This is a genomic window from Alysiella crassa DSM 2578 (assembly GCF_000745955.1).
GTDB classification, from domain to species: domain Bacteria; phylum Pseudomonadota; class Gammaproteobacteria; order Burkholderiales; family Neisseriaceae; genus Simonsiella; species Simonsiella crassa.
The window spans coordinates 1-20,139 of record NZ_JQKH01000045.1 but is presented as its reverse complement, the minus strand read 5'-3'; the positions used below and the strand labels follow the sequence as shown (position 1 = coordinate 20,139).

General features: G+C 46.5%; 17 protein-coding genes and 1 pseudogene. 8 read left to right on the top strand and 10 right to left on the bottom strand.

Features of this window, described 5'->3' with window-relative positions:
• Positions 1-221, bottom strand: a pseudogene (locus tag Q338_RS07775) (IS4-like element ISAba33 family transposase); the annotation flags it as partial.
• A gap of 230 nt (positions 222-451) precedes the next feature.
• Between Q338_RS07775 and Q338_RS07770 the strand changes: the two are divergent.
• The 6 genes from Q338_RS07770 (at position 452) to Q338_RS07745 (ending at position 7,155) form a co-directional block, all read left to right on the top strand.
• Positions 452-1,954, top strand: coding sequence for a DegQ family serine endoprotease (locus Q338_RS07770; protein WP_034293875.1), 1,503 nt, complete (start codon positions 452-454; stop codon positions 1,952-1,954).
• A gap of 291 nt (positions 1,955-2,245) precedes the next feature.
• Positions 2,246-3,328 carry a beta-N-acetylhexosaminidase gene (gene nagZ, locus Q338_RS07765; RefSeq protein ID WP_034293873.1) on the top strand — a complete coding sequence of 361 codons (1,083 nt, stop codon included), beginning with the start codon at positions 2,246-2,248 and terminating at the stop codon, positions 3,326-3,328.
• A complete protein-coding gene (locus tag Q338_RS07760) occupies positions 3,328-3,942 on the top strand; it encodes a riboflavin synthase (RefSeq protein WP_034293871.1) in 615 nt (204 codons plus the stop codon). The genes nagZ and Q338_RS07760 overlap by 1 nt, the downstream gene beginning before the upstream one ends.
• 68 nt (positions 3,943-4,010) lie before the next feature.
• The gene (locus Q338_RS07755; protein ID WP_147293664.1) at positions 4,011-4,580 is read left to right on the top strand and encodes a hypothetical protein; all 570 of its coding nucleotides are present in this window, start codon (positions 4,011-4,013) and stop codon (positions 4,578-4,580) included.
• 203 nt (positions 4,581-4,783) lie between these two features.
• Entirely contained in the window at positions 4,784-6,151 is a 1,368-nt protein-coding gene (locus Q338_RS07750) for a DHA2 family efflux MFS transporter permease subunit (RefSeq protein WP_051968547.1), read from the top strand.
• A 128-nt stretch (positions 6,152-6,279) separates the two neighbouring features.
• A complete protein-coding gene (locus Q338_RS07745) occupies positions 6,280-7,155 on the top strand; it encodes a pirin family protein (protein ID WP_034293865.1) in 876 nt (291 codons plus the stop codon).
• 173 nt (positions 7,156-7,328) lie between these two features.
• Here Q338_RS07745 and typA read toward each other — a convergent pair whose 3' ends face one another.
• From typA to Q338_RS07700, 9 genes are all read right to left on the bottom strand, one after another.
• Entirely contained in the window at positions 7,329-9,149 is a 1,821-nt protein-coding gene (gene typA / locus Q338_RS07740) for a translational GTPase TypA (RefSeq protein WP_034293887.1), read from the bottom strand.
• A gap of 149 nt (positions 9,150-9,298) precedes the next feature.
• A complete protein-coding gene (locus tag Q338_RS07735; RefSeq protein ID WP_115723580.1) occupies positions 9,299-10,072 on the bottom strand; it encodes a hypothetical protein in 774 nt (257 codons plus the stop codon).
• A 233-nt stretch (positions 10,073-10,305) separates the two neighbouring features.
• A complete protein-coding gene (locus Q338_RS07730; RefSeq protein ID WP_034293863.1) occupies positions 10,306-10,917 on the bottom strand; it encodes a DUF4230 domain-containing protein in 612 nt (203 codons plus the stop codon).
• A gap of 148 nt (positions 10,918-11,065) precedes the next feature.
• Positions 11,066-11,746: a 7-cyano-7-deazaguanine/7-aminomethyl-7-deazaguanine transporter gene (locus Q338_RS07725; RefSeq protein ID WP_034293861.1), complete on the bottom strand. Its 681-nt coding sequence runs from the start codon at positions 11,744-11,746 to the stop codon at positions 11,066-11,068.
• A 148-nt stretch (positions 11,747-11,894) separates the two neighbouring features.
• Positions 11,895-12,008, bottom strand: a complete 114-nt coding sequence (locus Q338_RS15480; protein WP_244773511.1) for a BrnA antitoxin family protein — start codon at positions 12,006-12,008, stop codon at positions 11,895-11,897.
• A gap of 256 nt (positions 12,009-12,264) precedes the next feature.
• On the bottom strand, positions 12,265-12,735 hold the full coding sequence (queF, locus tag Q338_RS07715) for a preQ(1) synthase (protein WP_034293859.1): 471 nt from the start codon (positions 12,733-12,735) through the stop codon (positions 12,265-12,267).
• Between the two features lie 51 nt (positions 12,736-12,786).
• Entirely contained in the window at positions 12,787-13,389 is a 603-nt protein-coding gene (gene nadD / locus Q338_RS07710) for a nicotinate (nicotinamide) nucleotide adenylyltransferase (RefSeq protein WP_034293857.1), read from the bottom strand.
• Between the two features lie 70 nt (positions 13,390-13,459).
• Entirely contained in the window at positions 13,460-14,089 is a 630-nt protein-coding gene (locus tag Q338_RS07705; RefSeq protein WP_034293855.1) for a hypothetical protein, read from the bottom strand.
• Between the two features lie 45 nt (positions 14,090-14,134).
• Positions 14,135-14,707 carry a beta-class carbonic anhydrase gene (locus Q338_RS07700; protein WP_034293883.1) on the bottom strand — a complete coding sequence of 191 codons (573 nt, stop codon included), beginning with the start codon at positions 14,705-14,707 and terminating at the stop codon, positions 14,135-14,137.
• A 478-nt stretch (positions 14,708-15,185) separates the two neighbouring features.
• Between Q338_RS07700 and Q338_RS07695 the strand changes: the two genes are divergently transcribed.
• The gene (locus tag Q338_RS07695; RefSeq protein WP_407059648.1) at positions 15,186-17,459 is read left to right on the top strand and encodes a 4Fe-4S binding protein; all 2,274 of its coding nucleotides are present in this window, start codon (positions 15,186-15,188) and stop codon (positions 17,457-17,459) included.
• A 262-nt stretch (positions 17,460-17,721) separates the two neighbouring features.
• Positions 17,722-19,749 (top strand): TAT-dependent nitrous-oxide reductase, encoded by a 2,028-nt coding sequence (gene nosZ, locus Q338_RS07690; protein ID WP_034293853.1) that lies wholly within the window; start codon positions 17,722-17,724, stop codon positions 19,747-19,749.
• Positions 19,750-20,139: the final 390 nt, after the last annotated feature.

Sequence of the window (20,139 nt, the reverse complement as noted above, 5' to 3'; positions counted from 1 at the left end):
GCGTCATAATCAAAAACAACTTCCTTAAAAAACCGTTGGATACGGCGATAGGAAGAGGCGTTTGTTGCTTTGGCATCAGGGAAAAACATTGCCAATTTGCTCAAATTACAGGTCTGCCGCATGGCAATGGTACACAATAAATACACAAAAACAATAACGTGGCTCTTGTGCCATTTGAAAGTTTTGGTTACGATATGGGTGAGTTCGCTCAATTCAGTCATATTGGATTAGTCGTGAGAAAATTAATACGATACCACTGAATTGATGCGGACTTCTTTTTTTATTGTACTTTTTTTGTCGTGTACTGAAAGGCTGCCTGAATATTTGTGTCGTATGGTTCAGGACAGCCTGAAAAATTCTGTTCACACTCTTGTTTTCAAAGATTAAATCCCTATATTGGTAGGCGCATGTTTACCAAATGAATATGAATATAATGATATTGGAGATAAAAATGTTTCATCAAAAGAAATGGTTACCTGTAGCGGTGTGCATGGCTTTGGTTTTAACGGCTTGCCCTGATAAGAAAAATACAAATACAAGCGAAAATGTGGAAGCCACGCCAGCCGCTTCACAGCCTGCCAGCGAATTTGTGAAAAAAGTAGAACCGCAGGAAGTGAGTCAAGCGGTGGGCATGCTGTTGCCCGATTTTGCGGAACTGGTGGCGCGTGAAGGCGGCTCGGTGGTGAATATTCAGGCAATGAAAACCAATAATAATATCGCGGCTCGTCAATCGGATAGTTTGGACGGTTTGAGTAAAGATGATCCATTTTATGAATTTTTTAAACGGCTGGTGCCACACGATCCCAATATGCCTGAAATGGAAGAAGATGATTATAATTTTGGTTCTGGTGTGATTATCAGTAAAGATGGCTATATTTTGACCAATACACATGTTATTAAGGATTTGAATAAAATAAAAGTTACGCTGAATGATAAGCGTGAGTATGAAGCCAAATTAATTGGTTCTGATGATAAATCCGACATCGCATTACTGAAAATTGATGCGCCCGATTTGCCCATTGCGAAAATTGGTAAGGCGGAAGAATTGAAATCAGGCGAATGGGTGGCGGCAATTGGTGCGCCGTTTGGTTTTGATAATAGCGTTACGGCAGGGATTGTGTCGGCAAAAGGACGTAGTCTGCCCAATGAGCATTACACGCCATTTATTCAAACCGATGTGGCGATTAACCCTGGTAATTCGGGGGGGCCTTTGTTTAATTTGCGTGGGCAGGTGGTGGGGATTAACTCGCAAATTTACAGCCGTAGCGGTGGTTTTATGGGGATTTCGTTTGCGATTCCGATTGATGTGGCGATGAATGTGGCGGAGCAATTGAAAACCACAGGCAAGGTGGAACGTGGTCAATTGGGCGTGATCATTCAAGAAGTTACCTATGATTTGTCCAAATCATTTGGTTTGGACAAGCCAACTGGGGCTTTGGTGGCGCGGATTTTGCCTGACAGTCCAGCGCAACGTGGTGGTTTGCAAGTGGGCGACATTATCCGCAGCGTGAACGGCAATCAGGTGCGCTCGTCCAGCGAATTGCCGATGGCGATTGGTGGTTTGCCGCCTGAAAAAGAAGTGATTTTGGGTGTTTGGCGAAAAGGTAAGGAATTGAATTTAATTGTGAAATTAGGTTCTGCCAGCGATGGGCAACAAGCTGCCACCAGCCAAGAACCATTAGCAGTAGAGTTGCAAAATCAGGGCGCGGGTTTTGAAGTGCCATTGGTGGGTTTGCTGTTGAGTGTGGAAAGCAAGGGTTTGATGGTAACGCGGGCAACGGGTTTGGCGCAGGCGGCGGGTTTACGGCGCGGCGATTTGATTTTGGAAATTGGCGGTTCGGCGGTACGCGACCAAGCCTCGTTTAATGAAGCGATGGTGCGGGCGGGCAAAAATGTATCGGTGTTGGTGCAGCGTGGTGGGGATACCGTATTTTTGGCTTTGGTGTTGCCATAATATTGTTTTGTGAATAAGATTCAGGCAGCCTGAAATGGGGTTTTGAGACCGTTTCAGGCTGCCTTTCAGTACATGAAAATTTTTTATAGTGAATTCAATTTAAACCAGTACCGCGTTACCAGCTCCCTTATGTACTCGCTGTACACGGCGGTCGCTGTCGCCTTGTCCTGATTTAAATTGAATCCACTATACTTGCCACAAATTTATCCCCTCCCCAGCCAGACGAGGGAGGGGACAGATTTCAGGTAGCCTGAAAATAATAAATATTTAATTTAATTAAGGAAAAATAATATGACTATCCAATTACCACGCGGTGCGGTGATGGCGGACGTGGTCGCTTACGAATTATCCGATGACGATATTGCGCGTTTGCAAGACCCTGCGGTGGGCGGTGTGATTTTGTTCCGCCGCAATTTTCAAAATGTGGCGCAATTGAAAAAATTGTGCAGCGACATCAAAAAATTACGCTCGCCTGAATTGATTATCGCCGTTGACCATGAAGGTGGGCGCGTACAGCGATTTATTGACGGTTTTACCCGTTTGCCTGCGATGAATATTTTGGGCGAAATGTGGAACGCGGACGGCGCAGACACCGCCAAACGCGCCGCCGAACAAGTCGGCTGGGTGTTGGCAACCGAATTGGCGGCGTGTGGTGTGGATTTGTCGTTTACGCCCGTGTTGGATTTGGACTGGGGGCAATGCGCGGTGATTGGCAACCGCAGTTTTCACAGGCAGCCTGAAATTGTCAGTGAATTGGCATTGGCTTTGCAACGCGGTTTAAATCGCGGCGGCATGAAATCCTGCGGCAAGCATTTCCCTGGACACGGTTTTGTGTCGGGCGACAGCCACCTTGTTTTGCCTGAAGATTCGCGCAGTTTCGCGGAACTGGAACAGGCGGATATTGCGCCGTTTGCGGCGTTGGCGAAGCAGGGCATGGCGGCGGTTATGCCTGCCCATGTGGTGTATCCGCAAGTGGACAGCAAACCTGCTGGTTTTTCAAATTATTGGTTACAAACGGTTTTGCGCGAAAAATTGGGTTTTGATGGCGTGATTTTTTCCGATGATTTGACGATGGAAGGCGCGTGTGTGGCGGGCGGTATTCGGGAACGGGCGCGTTTGGCGTTTGCGGCGGGCTGCGATATTGTGCTGGTGTGTAATCGTCCTGATTTGGTGGACGAGTTGCGCCAAGATTTCAGGCAGCCTGAAAATCCGCAATTGGCGGCGCGTTGGCAAAATATGGCGTGTACCGTTTCGCCCGATGAAGCAGATAAAATGATGAAATCAGAAGAGTTTATCGCAGCACAAGCATTAACTAAACAATTAGCCACACCCAAAGATGTGGCGAATGGCGTGAAAGTAGGGGAGGCATTCTGATGTTTACAGGGATTGTACAAGGCGTGGCGACTGTGGTGGCGGTGGAGCAGCCGACTGCGGATTTTCGCCGCCATACGATTGAGTTACCCGAACATATCGCGCATTCGCTGCAAATCGGCGCGTCTGTGGCGCACAATGGCTGCTGTTTGACGATTACCGAAATTGATGGGCGGCGCGTGTCGTTTGATTTGATGGCGGAAACCTTGGCGAAAACCAATTTAGGTAGCCTGAAAGTCGGCGATGGCGTGAATGTGGAACGTGCGGCGCGGTTTGGCGATGAAATTGGCGGGCATGTGATGAGCGGGCATGTGATGACGACCACCCCCATTGTGCGCGTGGAACGCAGCGAATTGAATCACACCATTTGGTTCAGGCTGCCTGAAAATCTGCAAGATTTTGTTTTGGAAAAAGGTTTTATTGGGCTAGACGGTTGCAGTTTAACCATAGGTACGGTGCGAGACGGTGAATTTTGCGTTCATCTGATTCCCGAAACTTTGCGGCAAACCCTGTTTGCCCAGCGCGATGTGGGTGATGTGGTGAATGTGGAAATTGACTCGCAAACGCAAGCGGTGGTGGAAACGGTGCGGCGCGTGTTGGCACAAAAAAGTTTGTAAAATAATAGGGTTTGGGCTGTTTCAGGCAGCCTGAACTTCATTTCAACCCATTTATTTAAATAAAAAATATGAATTTTAATCTACTTCCTTTGGTACGCGATATGGGCGACACGTTGCGTGGGCGTTACCATGAAATTGATCATTACCGTTATGGTTTGCCGATTTTTATCATGATTATGATAGGCGTGGGCGTGGCGAACAGCGTGATGTTGCGCCCGATTTTTGGCGGCGGCGATGGGATTTTGATGTTGGGGATTGTGTTGGGGATACTGAAATGGTTGCTGCTGACACGGGCGACGACGGGCGTGTTGCATTATTTTGGTAGCCCGCGTATTCCTTTTTTGGGCTATGCTTTGATGACGGAAGCTTTGATTTTGCCATTTATTTTTCTGCCGATTGTGCCTGAAGCCACGCCGATTTTCCAATTGTGGAATATATGGATTTTTTGGGTGCAATTATTGGGTTTTGCCAAAATCAGTCAGCAACCGATTTGGCGCGTGTTGGTGGCGTATGTGGTGTATGGGGTGCTGGTGTTGTTTTTTGGGGTGATAATGATGATGTTGTTCCACAGCGCGGGTTGGATTGATGTTCAGGAATTGCAGAAAAATATGGAATCTTTTTTGCAAACCAAACCGTAATGTTTTTCAGGCTGCCTTATTATTCAGGCAGCCTTTTGGTATAGGACAATTTTTCCATCACGAAAATATAGGGTGCGCTGTGCGCACCAAATGGCTGAATAATTTAAATATTTATGGTGTGTTTGGTGCGCACGGCGCACCCTACTGTTATTTTTGTCGTGTACTAAGAGGCAGCCTGAAAATAAAATTATCAAATAATCAATATGTTACTTATCTCCAAACATCTCCCCAAATTACTCGCGCTGACCATTTTCATGCAAATGTTGGACACCACCATTCTCAACACCGCATTACCGAAAATGGCATTGGATTTGCGCCAATCGCCGCTCCAAATGCAATCGGCGATTATTGCCTACACGCTGACTTTGGCATTGCTTATGCCATTAAGTGCTTATTTTTGTGATAGATTTGGCACGAAACGCGTGTTTTTGTGGTCGCTGCTGCTGTTTGTATTGGGGAGTGTGGCGTGTGCATTTGCGCCCAGTTTGGCGTGGCTGGTGAGCGGACGCGTATTGCAGGGCATGGGTGGTGCCATGCTGACGGCTGCGCCGCGTTTGGTGATGGTTAAATCTTATGATAAAAATCAATTGCTTACCATGATAAATTACATTGTAACCCCTGCGCTGATAGGCCCTATTATTGGCCCGATTTTGGGCGGTTATTTGAGTGAATACATGAGTTGGCATTGGATTTTTTGGATAAACGTGCCTGTGGGCGTGGTGGCGATGTGGCTGACGTGGCGGATTATGCCCGATTTCCGCGCCGACAAGCTGCCTGAATTGGACAAACTGGGTTTTCTCCTATTTGGTGGTGGCGCGGTGGCATTGAGTTTGGCGATGGAGTGGGCGAGTTACCCAAATCGGCAAATGTTTGCATTGATTTTATTGATGATTTCTGTGCTGGCATTTGTGGCGTATATTTATCACGCCAAGCGGACAGCTAATCCCTTGTATTCTTTAAATTTGCGTTTGGTGCGGACGTTTCGGATTGGCGTGTTGGGTAATTTGGTGAGCCGTTTGGGGATTAGTGCCATGCCGTTTTTATTGCCGCTTTTGCTGCAAGTGGGATTGGGCAACAGCGCGAGTGTGGCGGGTTTGGCACTTGCGCCAGTGGCGATGGCGGCGATTGTGGGCAAATCGCTGGTGCAGCCGATTATGCGGCGGTGGGGTTATCGGCGCGTGTTGAGTTGGAATACGCGTTTGATTGGTTTGATGATTATGAGTTTTGCTTTGCCGAATGCGGATACGCCTGTGTGGGCGTTGTTGCCACAATTGTTTGTGATGGGCTTGTGTAATTCCATACAATTTAGCGGCATGAACAGCATTACCGTTGCCGATTTACGCGCCGAACAAAACAGTAGTGGTACCAGTTTTATGGCGGTGAATCAGCAGCTTGCGATTGGCATGGGCGTGGCATTGAGTGCGCTGGTGTTGCAACAATTTTCGCAACACAGCCTGCACATACACGACGCGTTTCGTTGGACATTTGTGTTGATGGGCTGTTTTACCTTTGCGTCTAGCTGGATTTTTGCGCGTTTGCATGGGCAAGATGGGGCGAATTTATTGCGTTAATCGGGTTTCAGGCTGCCTGAATCGTTTGTTTGCCAAATCAGAAAACTGTGTTTCCTAAACGCATATTGTTTGCCTAAATTTTAAGCAATACAATGCACCCCATCACACATTTACACAAGGAAAAGAAAATGCGTACCCTAAAAAATATTTATCAAAATCAACAATCTCATTGGGTGGGTAATGGTTTTCACGTTACCCCATTATTTTCCCACATGAGCGATGAGCAGCTCCAAACCAGCCCATTTCTCATGCTGGATTATGCCGCCCCACGTGAATTCGCGCCCAATTTCAGCTATCCGCGCGGCGTGGGCGAACACCCCCATCGCGGCTTTGAAACCGTAACCATCGCCTACCACGGCGAAGTGGCGCACCGAGACGGTAGCGGCGCAGAAGGCATTATCAGTGAGGGCGATGTGCAATGGATGACCGCAGGTCGTGGCACAGTACACGAAGAATTCCACAGCGAAACCTTTAGCCAACGCGGTGGTGTGTTTGAAATGGCGCAAATTTGGGTAAACTTGCCGCGTGAACACAAATTGGTTGAGCCGCGTTACCAGCATTTGAGCAAAGAAAATATCCCACAAATTGAATTAGATGGCGGCAGCCTGAAACTGATTGCGGGCGAATATCATGGCGTACAAGGCGCGGCTTTGACGTATTCCGAGTTAAATATTGCCGATGTTTTGGTGAACGCGAATGCCACGCTGCGTTTAAGTTTGCCCGAAACGCACAATGTGAGTTTGGTGGTGCGGTGCGGAAATGTTGAATTTAATCAATCTGCTACCGCGCAAGCCAAAGATTTGGCGATTTTTGAACGCGAAGCGGGCGAGATTCTGATTCACAATTTGGGCGATGAGACGGCGGAAATTTTGCTCTTGTCGGGTGTGCCGATTGATGAGCCGATTGCGGCGTATGGTCCTTTTGTGATGAACACGCCAGAAGAAATTCGTGAGAGCATTGAATTATTTAGACGTGGCGAATTGGGCAGTTTGCAGGCAGCCTGAAGATTGAGTGTTGGGTAGAAGTCAGCGTAACTTGTTGTAGAACAAGTTACGCTTTTTGGTTTTCAGGCTGTTGGGGTATATGGCGTACCCTAACATTTGTGATTTCAGGCAGCCTGAAAAACCAAAACACCTCAACAAAAACCATTTTTGCTGGGGTGTGTTTATTTCAAAAATTACGCTTCTTTATTTGCCAAAGAATACTGGCGGCGACGCTCTTGTTCGCTCAAATGGCGTTTACGCAAACGAATCGATTTGGGTGTGATTTCCACCAATTCATCATCGTCAATAAATTCAACCGCGCTTTCCAAAGTCAATTTGATGGGCGTGGTCAAACGCACCGCTTCATCTGTGCCGCTTGCACGGATATTGGTCAATTTTTTGCCTTTTAATGGGTTCACGACCAAATCGTTGTCGCGGCTGTGAATGCCGATAATCATGCCTTCGTAAATTTTGTCGTTGGGCGACACAAACATGCGACCACGGTCTTCCAAATTCCACAAAGCGTAAGCCACCGCCTCGCCCTGCTCTTGCGACACCAGCACGCCATTATGACGACCAGGCATATCGGGTTTCACAGGCGCGTAATCGTCAAAAACGTGGCTCATCAAACCTGTACCGCGCGTCATCGTCATGAATTCGCCCTGAAAACCAATCAAACCACGCGCAGGAATGTGGTATTCCAAACGGGTGCGACCGTTGCCATCGCTTTCCATATTGGTCAATTCCCCACGGCGGCGACCCAATTCTTCCATCACCGCACCTTGATTATCATCAGGCACATCAACCGTCAAATTCTCGTAAGGCTCGCATTTTTGACCGTCAATCTCGCGGTACACCACGCGCGGTTTGCCCACCGCCAACTCGTAACCTTCGCGGCGCATGTTTTCCAACAAAATCGTCAAATGCAATTCGCCCCTGCCTGAAACGCGGAACACGTCCGCATCTTCCGTGTCTTCCACGCGCAAAGCCACATTGGTCAGCAATTCTTTATTCAAACGGTCGCGGATTTGGCGACTGGTAACGAATTTGCCTTCCGTGCCTGCCAATGGGCTGGTGTTCACCATAAAGTCCATCGTCAAAGTCGGTTCGTCCACGCTCAACATCGGCACGCCAACAGGATTTTCCTTGTCGCAAATCGTTACACCAATGCCAATGTCTTCAATGCCCGAAATGATGACGATGTCGCCCGCCTCCGCCTCGTCCAAAGGCACGCGCTCCAAGCCTTTGAAACCCAAAAGCTGGTTAATGCGACCTGTGGCAACTTGGTCTTCATGATTCATCACGGCAACTTGCATACCCGAACGGATTTTGCCGTTCAACACGCGACCAATGCCCAAGCGACCTGTGTAATTGTCGTAATCCAACTGCGAAATTTGCAACTGCAAAGGCGCGTTCGCATCGCCAGACGGTGCAGGTGTGTGTTGCAAAATCGTGTCAAACAACACACGCATATCGGTTTCCGTGCCGTCTTCTTCCAAACGCGCAAAACCGCTCAAACCAGAGGCATACACAATGGGGAAATCCAACTGCTCATCGGTTGCACCCAAAGCATCAAACAATTCAAAGGTTTGGTCAATCACCCAGCTTGCGCGGGCAGAAGGTTTGTCAATTTTGTTAATCACCACAATGGGTTTCAAGCCCAAGCCCAAAGCCTTTTTGGTAACGAAACGGGTTTGTGGCATCGGGCCTTCTTGCGCGTCCACCAACAGCACCACGCAATCCACCATGCCCAACACGCGCTCCACTTCGCCACCAAAGTCGGCGTGTCCGGGGGTGTCCACGATGTTGATGTGGTAGCCGTTGTATTCAATGGCGGTGTTTTTGGCGAGAATGGTGATGCCGCGTTCTTTTTCAATGTCGTTGCTGTCCATCACGCGCTCTTCCACTTGTTGATTGTCGCGGAATGTGCCTGATTGGCGCAAAAGTTGGTCTACGAGTGTGGTTTTGCCGTGGTCAACGTGGGCGATGATGGCGATGTTGCGAATTTGTTTCATGTTTTGCTTCTTTAAAAAAATAAAAATTTTCAGGCTGCCTGAAAACGATTCAGGCAGCAAAAAACGGTAATTGTTGAAAAAACCGTGCATTATAGCACGGTTTTTCAGGTTTCAGGCTGCCTTTCGGGGTGGGGCAAATGGATTCTTGCTTATTCTTTGGCGCGGGTAATTTGATACACGCCCGATAAATCATAGACACGATAACGCGCAGGTTCCAGCCGATTTTCGCCAGCGTAACTCAAGGTTAAACCTAAATTTTTGCTTTTATCCACCCAGCCAATAAACATGCCGCTGTGTCCAATATTGTTATACGAATAATTAACATGGTAAATCCAGTCCCCCACTTGAAGACGGTCGGACGGAGCATATTGCCCATCAATTTTATCGGCATACACCACGCGCCGCGCTTCGCGTGGTACGCCAGCGCGTGTCCAAGCGGTGTCCAGATAATCCCAGCAGCCGCCTTGTATGATTTCTTGGCGTTGCAAAGTCATTTCACGCGCTTGTTGCAAAATGGCGCGGGTTTGCCCAGAGGTTTGCTGTTCGGCTTGATGAATCAGTTGGGCGGCGGCGGGGTCTTTGGGGATTTGCTGGAATGTGCTTTGTGGCGCAGACGTGCTGGCGGGGGGAATTTGGGTTTGCACATCAATTAATTGCGGTGCGCTCGCCACGCTGGACGTGGCAGCCTGAATCGGATTATCCGAATAAACAGCACTCGCCGCGCTTGCCACAAACACGTCCACCAACATCGGCGCAGTCGCCACCGAAGCCATGCTCGTACCCGAAGCTGGCACGGGTAATAAATCAGGCGCAGGCAGCAGCGTGCTGGCAACAATATCGCTGCTGGCAACGGTGGAAGTGGGTTCTGGCGGATTGCAGGCTGCCAATGCGATGGCGGCGGTGAGAGATAAAAAGCGTTTCATCATTGTTTCCATTTGATTGGATTCAGGAAACTTTAACAGCTTTATTTGTAGAAATTCAATTAAAAAGAACAAATTGCTTAAATCTGTGTGTGAAAACAGACAGATTGATATTATTGATATTTTTGAAGCCGCATGATTTTCAGGCAGCCTGAAATATCGGGGTGGGGTTGAATATTGTGAATGTCAGCGCGGAGAGCCAACCTACGTTTGCTGCACTTGTTTTCCATCCATATTTATTGCGGTGTTAAGCGACACGGCGCAAGCGTTTCGCTGGCGTGCACCACCACTTTTTGCTGGGTCAGCGCAAACAATTGGCGGATTTGTTCTGCGCTGCGTTGTTGCGCGTGTTGCAAAATGCCATTTTGACAGGCTTGTTGCAAGATTTGCTGTTTGGCTTGCGCTTGCACCGTTTGCAACACCGACCAATCCGCCCGATACACATTAAATAAACCCGTTTTCAAATCAAATACTTCAATATCGTCTAAATGCGCCGAAATGATTTGGGCTGGCGGCAAATATACCGCAATTTCATCATTGTGAATGCGAATGTTTTGCGCCGATAATTTATCCAAATCCAAACCCGCTTGCACGCGCCCTTTTGCGACAAACAGCCCTGTTTGGCTGTCTTGCCAGAGCGCGAACCAGTTGCCTTGTTTGTGGGTTTTCACAATGCTGTCCATGTAAAACGACACGCTGGTTAAATGGTTAAGTTGGCGAATTTGTGCCAATACAGTTTCTTGTTGCGTGATGTGGTGGGTGGTGGGCTTGGGGTTTTCAGGCTGCCTGAAATGCAGCAAAACACCAGCAATTGCGCCCAAAATCAACAGTGAAACGATGTTTTTCATTGCCTAATTTTTTCCTAAAAAAGCGTTCAGTTTACGTCAAATGTGGGGTAAATCATGTCAATATCCATGTATGGATTGGTAAAAACAGGCAAAAAAATCAGGCAGCCTGAAACGGTTTCAGGCTGCCTATATCTGAAAAGTGGCTGATTTATGCGTTTTGCAACACGCTTGGCGATGACAAAGCGGTGAGTTTGCGCGTCAAAAATTTCAACAGTACGCCATAGGCTGGCACAAACAACACCGTACAAATCACCAGTTTAAACAAATAATCCACAAAAGCAATGTGCTGCCAATTTGTCGCCATAAATTCATCGCTGCTGCCGTGAAAGGCAATCGCGAAAAACAACAAAGTATCCAAAGCATTGCCCACAAATGTGGACGCGGTGGGCGCAATCCACCATGTTTTCAAGCTACGCAATTTGTTGAACACCACAATGTCCATCAATTGCCCAAAAGCATAGGCGGCAAAACTCGCCAGCGCAATGCGAAACACAAACAGATTAAACGCCAACAAAGCCCCCCACCCCGACCAATGCCCTTGCACAAACAGCACCGACAGCGCGTAAGACAACAACAATGCAGGCAACATCACAAAGAAAATAATCCGCCGTGCCAATTGTTTGCCAAAAATGCGTACCGTCAAATCGGTTGCCAAAAAAATAAAGGGAAACGACAATGCCCCCCAAGTGGAATGCACTTCAAAGCCATTGGGCAGCGTGATGGTAAAGGGAAATTGCACCAGATAATTGCTCACGGCAATCACGGCAATGTGAAACAAAATCAGCCAAAACAGGGCGGTTTTTTGTTGTTGAAAAGTAAATGTGTACATGGAAAATCCTAGTTTTGTTATCGCGGGAGGGTTACGAACCGCGTGGTTAAAAAAGATTTCAGGCTGCCTGAAAAATATCGGGTAGCCGTGAAAATGGGGAAATGTAATTATACGACAAATTGGGGTTTCAGGCTGCCTGAAAACAAAATTAACCAGCCGATTTGGTGGACAACATGGCTTGTCGCAAAATTTCATTCAGGCGCGTTTGGTAGCCTTTGCTGTCTTGTTTGAGCCACGCCAAAACATCGGCGTCAATCCGCACGGTTACTTATCGCTTTTGTGGGCGATACAGTGCGTTAAACCGCTTGGCATTGGCATTTGCCCAAAATTCATCGGTTAAAGGGGAATGTCGCTGTAATCAATGTCTTCATCGGACATTTCAGCCAGCTTTTTTAAACGCGCCATGTCTTATGCTGTGGGTTCGGGGATTTCGCTGGCTTTGTATCTAACGATTGCCATCGGTTTTCCTTTCCTATTTGCTTGTTTAATCAAGTTCAGGCAGCCTGAAACGCGCAAAATCACTGCATATCGTGCGCAAACAAGCGTTCACGCGCCATTTGCTCAAACGGCGTACCCGCCCGACCATAATTGGCAAAGGGGTGAATGGCAATCCCGCCACGCGGTGTGAATTCGCCAAATACTTCAATATATTTCGGGTTCATCAATTGAATCAAATCTTTCATGATGATATTGACGCAATCTTCATGGAAATCACCGTGATTGCGGAAACTGAACAAATACAGTTTCAGCGATTTGCTTTCCACCATTTTCACATCGGGAATGTAGCGAATGACAATGGTGGCAAAATCAGGCTGCCCCGTCATCGGGCATAAACTGGTGAATTCGGGGCAAACGAATTTGACAAAATAATCGTTGTCGGGGTGTTTGTTGTCAAAGGCTTCCAGCACTTCGGGGGCGTAGTCGCTGCGGTATTCGGTTTTTTGGTTACCCAGCAGGGTTAAGCCGTGTAACTCTTGTTCGTTTCGCATATTTTTTCCTTTAAATTTGGGGTTTGTTGGGTTTGCAACCCAACCTACATTTTAAAATAATTGATTTCGTTGAATATAATCCGCCACTTTTTCAGGCAGCCAATTTCGCATATTTTTGCCAGCCGCCAAATTGGCACGGATTTGGCTGGAACTGATGTCCACTGTTTCCGCATTCAGCAAAATCAAATCGCCCGATTGCAATGCCGCGCCCAGCCACGAATGCAGTTCTTTCGGAGCTTGCGCCAGATTGTCGCCAGTGCGGTTGGCGACCGCGATTTTCACTTGCCGCACCAAAGTTTGCCAATTTTTCCATGTGTGCAAATTCATCAGGCTGTCCATGCCCATCAGCCAGTAAAATTGGGCGTTGGGATAATATTGTTTGAAAATTTGAACGGTATCAATGGTGTACGTTGCCCCTTCGCGCACCAAATCGCAATCGCTCACAGCAAATTGGGGGCTGCCTGAAATCGCCAATTCGGTCATCGCCAAACGGTGTTCGGCTGGCAATAAATCTGTGTTTTTGTGATACGGTTCGCCCGCAGGCAGAAAAATCACGCAATCCAAAGCGCATTGTTCGGCAAATTTTTCGGCGATGTGCAGGTGTCCATTGTGTATGGGGTTGAATGTGCCCCCGAATAATCCGATATTTTTCATAAAATTAGCTTTAAAATAAATGTTCAGTAAATTGTACCTAATCTACTATGCTGTCCTACTGGTTTCCGTATCATGTATGGTCATGTCCTAAAAAAGCTTGCCGCCGATAGTGATTGATTTCATGCTTAATGCGATTGCTAACATCATTATCATCATAATTGGAGCTGATTATCACGGCTATTAGAAAAGATAAAAGACCTAGCCAAGGATTAATTACCCCAGCTACAGGCATAATAAAGCACAGAATAAAGTATTTTACTTGGTCAAATGGTTTGGCAAAGCCACTCATATATATAATTTGCTTATCGCCATTATCCAATAAAAATATTAATTTATCATAGTCTTTCGGTTTGACACCCGAAATTTGCTGCCATTCAATCCATACTTCTTCATCTTGGTACTGGTAGTGTAAGCCTTCTTCACTTATTTCCAAATAATCGGGACGGATAAATGATTTAATCCAGTTTCTGACATTATTTTGATAAATGGCATTTGCAAATGCTAGAAATAATGCAAAGTATGTCCCTAAAAATAATAAGGTATAAGCTATTTCTTTCAATGATTTATTAAAGAAATCATACCGTGTTTGCTCATGCAAAATAAAAACAAGAAAAGGTATGCTCAAAAACATTAATACAACTAAAAAACAGATAAACATCACAAAACCAGAATCTTCTCTGTATATCCATTTTTGACTCATATCCCATTCTTTCTAACAATGTATTTGCAGGCAGCCTGAAAATGATTAAATCGCGCAAGTGGTATTTCCGTCCACCACCAAAGTCAATTTGCCTGTGGTGGGGTGGATAACTAAACCATGCACAGGAATATTGGCGGGCATCAGGGGGTGGCGTTTGATGGTTTTCACCGTATCGCGCACGCTGTCTTCCACATTATCAAAACCTGTGAGCCATCTGTCTAAATTAATCCCTGCATCGCGCAGCGTGTCCATGCGGTCGTGAGGAATGCCATGTGCTTCGGCTTTTTCCAAAAACGTGCTGCTGCTCAAGCCGCGCATACCGCAATCGTAATGCGCGATGACCATGATTTCTTCCACGCGCAACTCAAACACCGCCACCAGCAGCGAGCGCATCACCGAACCCCAAGGGTGGGATACCACCGCGCCTGCGTTTTTGATGATTTTCGCGTCGCCATTTTCCAAGCCCAAAGCGGCTGGCAACAGTTTGGTCATGCGCGTGTCCATGCAGGACAAGATGGCAAGTTTTTTCTCTGGATATTTATTGGTGAAAAATTCTGCGTAGCCGCCTTGTTCCACAAATTGTTCATTGTGTTGAATGATGGTGTTTAATTCTGACATGGTTGTGTAAATAAAGTTTGTCTTGGGCGAATTATAACTGAAATGGGGCAAATGCGTTTTCAGGCTGCCAATAATACAGCGCACAATAAAAATAATAGTAGGGGCTAATGACAATTTGTTTCGCGGTTGTTTTTTCGTCAAAATCGCCAACTTCTGTGTCAAAAATACTCGCCAATGGACGGCATTGGCTCGCATTTTTTCCTTGAATTTGGCAGCGAAGCGGTGTTTGCCTGAAAAACCAGCTCGCGCCCAAATTGTCATTAGCCCCTAGGGTGCGTTTAAACTTTCATAAAATAATCATCTTATACTACCCATAAAACATGATTTTCGGTAGAATCTGTGTTTCATTTTTAAAATAAATTTTTTACTATCAAATAGTTTGATGTAAATCAAATTTTTCATAAATAAAATAAAAATTCATTTACAAACCATATTTAACCACAACCAAAATATTCAATAACACGGGAAACTTTTTATGATGTCTGTGCGCTTATTTTTCAGACAATTTGTTCAATTGTTGCTGTGGTGCGCGTTGATTGCGCCTGTTTACGCTGAACGGCTGCCAGAACTCATCGGCAAGGTGCAGCCCAGCGAAATTTTCCCCAACGCCACACGATTCGGGCAGCCTGAAGGCAAACCGATGACCGCCAAAGTATTTGAAGGCGACAAAGAAGTTGGCGTGGTGTACATCACCAGCGATGTGGTCAACACTCGCGGCTATTCCAGCAAACCGATTGACACGATGGTGGCGTTGGACAAGGACGGCACAATTCGCGGCGCAAAAATGTTGAAACACAATGAACCCATTTTATTGGTGGGGATTCCCGTGTCTAAAGTAGATAATTTTATCAATGGATACATTGGTTTAAATCCCACCAAAAATCCCCCTAAAGCAGGTTCCACGCCATCTGAAATTGTAACGGGAGCAACGGTTACAGTGGTGGTGATTGGCGACAGTATTGTGCGTTCGGCGCGGATTATCACGGCGCAAATGGCGAAACAGGACGGCGTTCAGGCTGCTTCTGGGACGGCGGCTGGTGTGCAAACGCGCCCCCATCGTTTGCCAAATATGGATAAGACAGACGTGTTGTCGTGGGACGATTTGTTGGCGCAAAAAGCGGTGGGGCATTTGCGTATAACCATTCAGCAAGCCAATGATTTATTAGCACAAAATAATCCAGCCGCCGCCGAAAAACCCGAACAAGGGCAGCCTGAAGACACTTTTATTGATTTGTACACGGCGGTGGTATCTCAGCCATCAATTGGCAAAAGTTTATTGGGCGAACAAGGCTTTGTGGATTTGCAAGCGCGTTTGAAACCGAATCAATCGGCGATTATGGTGGCGGGCGCGGGCGTGTATTCGTGGAAAGGTTCGGGCTATGTGCGTGGCGGGATTTTTGACCGCATTGAAGTGATTCAACAGGACAATGGTTTCCGTTTTACTGATTTACATCATACACGTTTGCTGGATTTACAGGCTGCGGGTGCGCCGCATTTTAAAGAAGTGTCGCTGTTTGTTACCCCCGAAGAGTTTGCGTTTGACCCTGCCGAACCTTGGCATTTGCAATTGATGATTCAGCGTGAATTAGGTGTGCAAAACAAAGTGTTTGTTACCACCGATTTAAATTATCAAATGCCACAAGCATTTACGGTAGATGACCCCAATGGCGAACCTGTTTTATTGGATACGCCTGTTCAGGCTGCCTCCGCTACTGCTGCCGTGCCAGAGCTGGATTTGGGCGCGGAAGCGGACAATCCACAGCGTGCTTTGTGGCAACAATTGTGGCAAGACAAAATGCCACACATTATCGCCATTTGCGTGATGTTACTGATTTTGACGGTGATTTTCTTTTTTCAAGACACTTTGGTTAAACATGAACGCTTATACAAAGGCGTGCGTCATGCGTATTTGACGATGACTTTGGTGTACATCGGCTGGTATTTACACGCGCAATTGTCGGTGGTGAACGTGCTGACTTTGTCATCATCTATTGTGCAAGGGCATTTCAGTTGGGATTATTTCCTGATGGATCCGTTTATTTTCACGCTGTGGAGCGCGACTGCAGTGGCGATGTTGTTGTGGGGACGTGGGGCATTTTGTGGTTGGTTGTGTCCGTTTGGTTCTTTGCAGGAATTGAGCAATACATTGGCGAAAAAATTGGGCGTGAAACAAATCAATGTGCCATTTGGTGTGCATACGCGTTTGACGGCAATTAAATACGTTATTTTTATGGCTTTATTTGGCGTGTCGCTGTATGAATTGGGTTTGGCGGAAAAATGGGCAGAAGTGGAACCGTTTAAAACGGCGATTATTTTGCATTTTGTGCGTGAATGGTGGTTTGTGCTGTTTGCGGTGGCTTTGTTGGTAGCGGGTTTGTTTATTGAGCGGTTTTTTTGTCGTTATTTGTGTCCTTTGGGGGCGGCGATGGCGATTCCTGCGAAATTGCAAATTTTCAATTGGTTACGCCGCTATCCGATGTGTGGTAATCCGTGTCAAATTTGCAATCATGAATGCCCCGTGCAAGCGATTGCACCCGAAGGCGATATTAATCCCAATGAGTGCATTCAATGTTTGCATTGCCAAGTGATGTACAACCACACCACGCGTTGCCCACAAGTGGTCGCCACCAACAAGAAAAAAGCCAAACAAGCCGCCGCCAAAGCGGAATGGGACGCGCAAAAGCAAAATCCAGCTAATCAACATGAACAAGTGGTGCATTTTGTGAAACGTGAACATAAAACGGCGGAATAAGTTTCAGGCTGCCTTTCAGTTCAGTACACGACAAAAATAACAGTAGGGTGCGTATTACGCACCAAAATACCAAATTATTTGAATGATTTGGTGCGTGGTACGCACCCTACATTTATTGTAATTAATATGGCTAATAATAAATAATCAGGCAATTTAAGTATTTAGAAATAGGGTGGGCTAACTATCTTTGCGATAAAATTTTCCCAAATCATTTCAACATGATTTCTCTAAACAAAAACCTTTATAGTTAAGGAGTTGTATTATGAATGACCATAAAATCAGTCGCCGTAGTTTTTTAGGCACAGCAGCGGCTTCGGGCGTGGGCTTGGTGGGTTTGGCAGCCTGTGGTGCGTCCCCACAACAGGGTAAAGCAGCTTCTGCTGCCCATGCAGGCGGCGCAACCCACGCGGCAGCCAGCTCGGGGGGCATGAGCAGCCATGTTGCCCCTGGTGAATTGGACAAATACTATGGTTTCCTGTCTAGCGGTCAAACAGGCGAATTGCGCGTGGTGGGTGTGCCGTCTATGCGCGAATTAATGCGGATTCCAGTATTTAATATGTGTAGCGCGACAGGTTGGGGGCATACCAATGAAAGCCGTGATATTTTGAATGCCCACATCACGCCTGAAACACGCCAATTTTTGCAAAAATCCAATATGCCCGTTATGCCCAATGGTGATTTGCACCACCCACACATGTCATTTACCGATGGTACTTATGATGGTCGCTATGTGTATGTAAACGATAAGGCAAATAATCGCGTGGCGCGTATTCGTTGCGATGTGATGAAAACCGATAAAATTGTGGAAATTCCAAATGCTTCAGGGATTCATGGTTTGCGTCCACAGCGTTATCCGAAAACGGGTTATGTGTTTGCCAATGGCGAACACATTGTGCCTGTACCCAATAATGGTACGATGTTAGACGATCCAGCCAAAGATTATTGGGCGGTTTACACCGCAATTGATGGCGAAACCATGCAAATTGCATGGCAAGTGGTGGTAGATGGCAATTTAGACAATGGCGACGCGGATTATCAAGGTAAATACTCATTCTCTACTTGCTACAATTCAGAAAAAGGCGTAACCGTTACCGAAGCGTCTGCCAATGAACAAGATTGGTGCGTAGTGTTTAATATTGCTGCAATTGAAGCGGGTGTGAAAGCAGGCGATTTTAAAGAAATTAATGGTGTTAAAGTATTAGATGGTCGTAAAACCAATGCGGCGAAAAATTATACGCGCTACATTCCTGCACCTAATTCACCACATGGCTGTAATGCTTCACCAGATGGTAATTATATTATGCTAAATGGTAAATTATCGCCCACCGTTACCGTGTTGGACGTGCGTAAATTGGACGATTTGTTTGCGGGCAAAATCAGTGAGCGTGATGTGGTGGTTGCCGAGCCTGAATTGGGTTTAGGTCCACTTCATACCGCGTTTGATGGTCGTGGCAATGCCTACACCACTTTGTTTTTGGACAGCCAAATGGTGAAATGGAATATTCAAAAAGCCATTGACGCATACGCCGCCAAATCCAAAACCAGCGATTATGTGATTCAGAAATTAGACGTTCACTATCAACCAGGGCATAACCACACCACTATGGGCGAAACCAAAGAAGCCGATGGTCAATGGCTGGTGTCTTTAAACAAATTCTCTAAAGACCGTTTCTTGAATGTCGGGCCTTTGAAACCTGAATGCGACCAATTGATTGATATTTCAGGCGATGAGATGAAACTGGTTCACGATAATCCCACTTTTGCCGAACCACACGATATGATGTTGGTGGCAGCCAGCAAAATCAATCCAAAGAAAACATGGGACAGACAAGACCCATGGATGTGGCAAGGCGCATTGGAGCAAGCGAAAAAAGACGGCGTGGAATTGGAAAAAACCAGCAAAGTCATTCGTGAAGGTAATAAAGTGCGCGTGTACATGACGGCGGTTGCACCTGCGTTTAGCGTGAACAGTTTTGAAGTGCATGAAGGCGATGAAGTAACCGTGATTGTTACCAATAATGAAACCATTGAAGATTTGACACACGGTTTCACTTTGGAAGGTCATGGCGTGGCGATGGAGATTGGACCACAAGCCACCGCGTCCATCACATTTAAAGCGGAAAAATTGGGCGTGCATTGGTATTACTGCCAATGGTTCTGCCACGCTTTGCACATGGAAATGTCGGGTCGCATGATTGTGCGTAAAAAAGGCGAGCCTTTGAATGACATCAATGCACCTGTGAAAAAATCAGCAGAAGCCCCTGTACCCGCTTCAGCAGCTTCAGCATAATTGGGTTTTCAGGCTGCCTGTTATTAAAAGGCAGCCTGAAAAATCATGGTGTTTTGATGTTTGAATCAATTGATTGATGAATCATTCAGTTGATTCAGCCATCAAAATTTTGGCTGCCTTACAGTACACGACAAAAACCTTCAGAGTACCTGAAACTTGTCCCCTCCCACGCTGGCGGGGGAGGGTTAGGGTGGGGGTGGCTCTTTGATTTTCAAGAATATTCATTTGCCACCGTTGATTGCCCCCACCCTAGCCCCAGACTTGCCAAGTTCTGTACTTTGTAGGGGCAGATTTCATATCTGCCCTTTCTACGATATTTGAATTGTGGTACTTCCCACAGGGCGGATATAAAATCCGCCCCTACGACACGATGAGAACTTGGCAGGTCTG

Bases quoted from the DNA above. Each gene is read 5' to 3' on its own strand.
- Q338_RS07755 (WP_147293664.1), top strand. From the start codon at position 4,011: ATGAATTTTAATCTACTTCCTTTGGTACGCGATATGGGCGACACGTTG.
- nadD (WP_034293857.1), bottom strand. From the start codon at position 13,389: ATGAAAAATATCGGATTATTCGGGGGCACATTCAACCCCATACACAAT.
- Q338_RS07700 (WP_034293883.1), bottom strand. From the start codon at position 14,707: ATGTCAGAATTAAACACCATCATTCAACACAATGAACAATTTGTGGAA.
- queF (WP_034293859.1), bottom strand. From the start codon at position 12,735: ATGCGAAACGAACAAGAGTTACACGGCTTAACCCTGCTGGGTAACCAA.
- Q338_RS07745 (WP_034293865.1), top strand. From the start codon at position 6,280: ATGCGTACCCTAAAAAATATTTATCAAAATCAACAATCTCATTGGGTG.
- Q338_RS07725 (WP_034293861.1), bottom strand. From the start codon at position 11,746: ATGTACACATTTACTTTTCAACAACAAAAAACCGCCCTGTTTTGGCTG.
- Q338_RS07695 (WP_407059648.1), top strand. From the start codon at position 15,186: ATGTCTGTGCGCTTATTTTTCAGACAATTTGTTCAATTGTTGCTGTGG.
- Q338_RS07770 (WP_034293875.1), top strand. From the start codon at position 452: ATGTTTCATCAAAAGAAATGGTTACCTGTAGCGGTGTGCATGGCTTTG.
- Q338_RS07730 (WP_034293863.1), bottom strand. From the start codon at position 10,917: ATGAAAAACATCGTTTCACTGTTGATTTTGGGCGCAATTGCTGGTGTT.
- Q338_RS07705 (WP_034293855.1), bottom strand. From the start codon at position 14,089: ATGAGTCAAAAATGGATATACAGAGAAGATTCTGGTTTTGTGATGTTT.
- typA (WP_034293887.1), bottom strand. From the start codon at position 9,149: ATGAAACAAATTCGCAACATCGCCATCATCGCCCACGTTGACCACGGC.
- Q338_RS07735 (WP_115723580.1), bottom strand. From the start codon at position 10,072: ATGAAACGCTTTTTATCTCTCACCGCCGCCATCGCATTGGCAGCCTGC.
- nosZ (WP_034293853.1), top strand. From the start codon at position 17,722: ATGAATGACCATAAAATCAGTCGCCGTAGTTTTTTAGGCACAGCAGCG.
- Q338_RS07750 (WP_051968547.1), top strand. From the start codon at position 4,784: ATGTTACTTATCTCCAAACATCTCCCCAAATTACTCGCGCTGACCATT.
- Q338_RS07760 (WP_034293871.1), top strand. From the start codon at position 3,328: ATGTTTACAGGGATTGTACAAGGCGTGGCGACTGTGGTGGCGGTGGAG.
- nagZ (WP_034293873.1), top strand. From the start codon at position 2,246: ATGACTATCCAATTACCACGCGGTGCGGTGATGGCGGACGTGGTCGCT.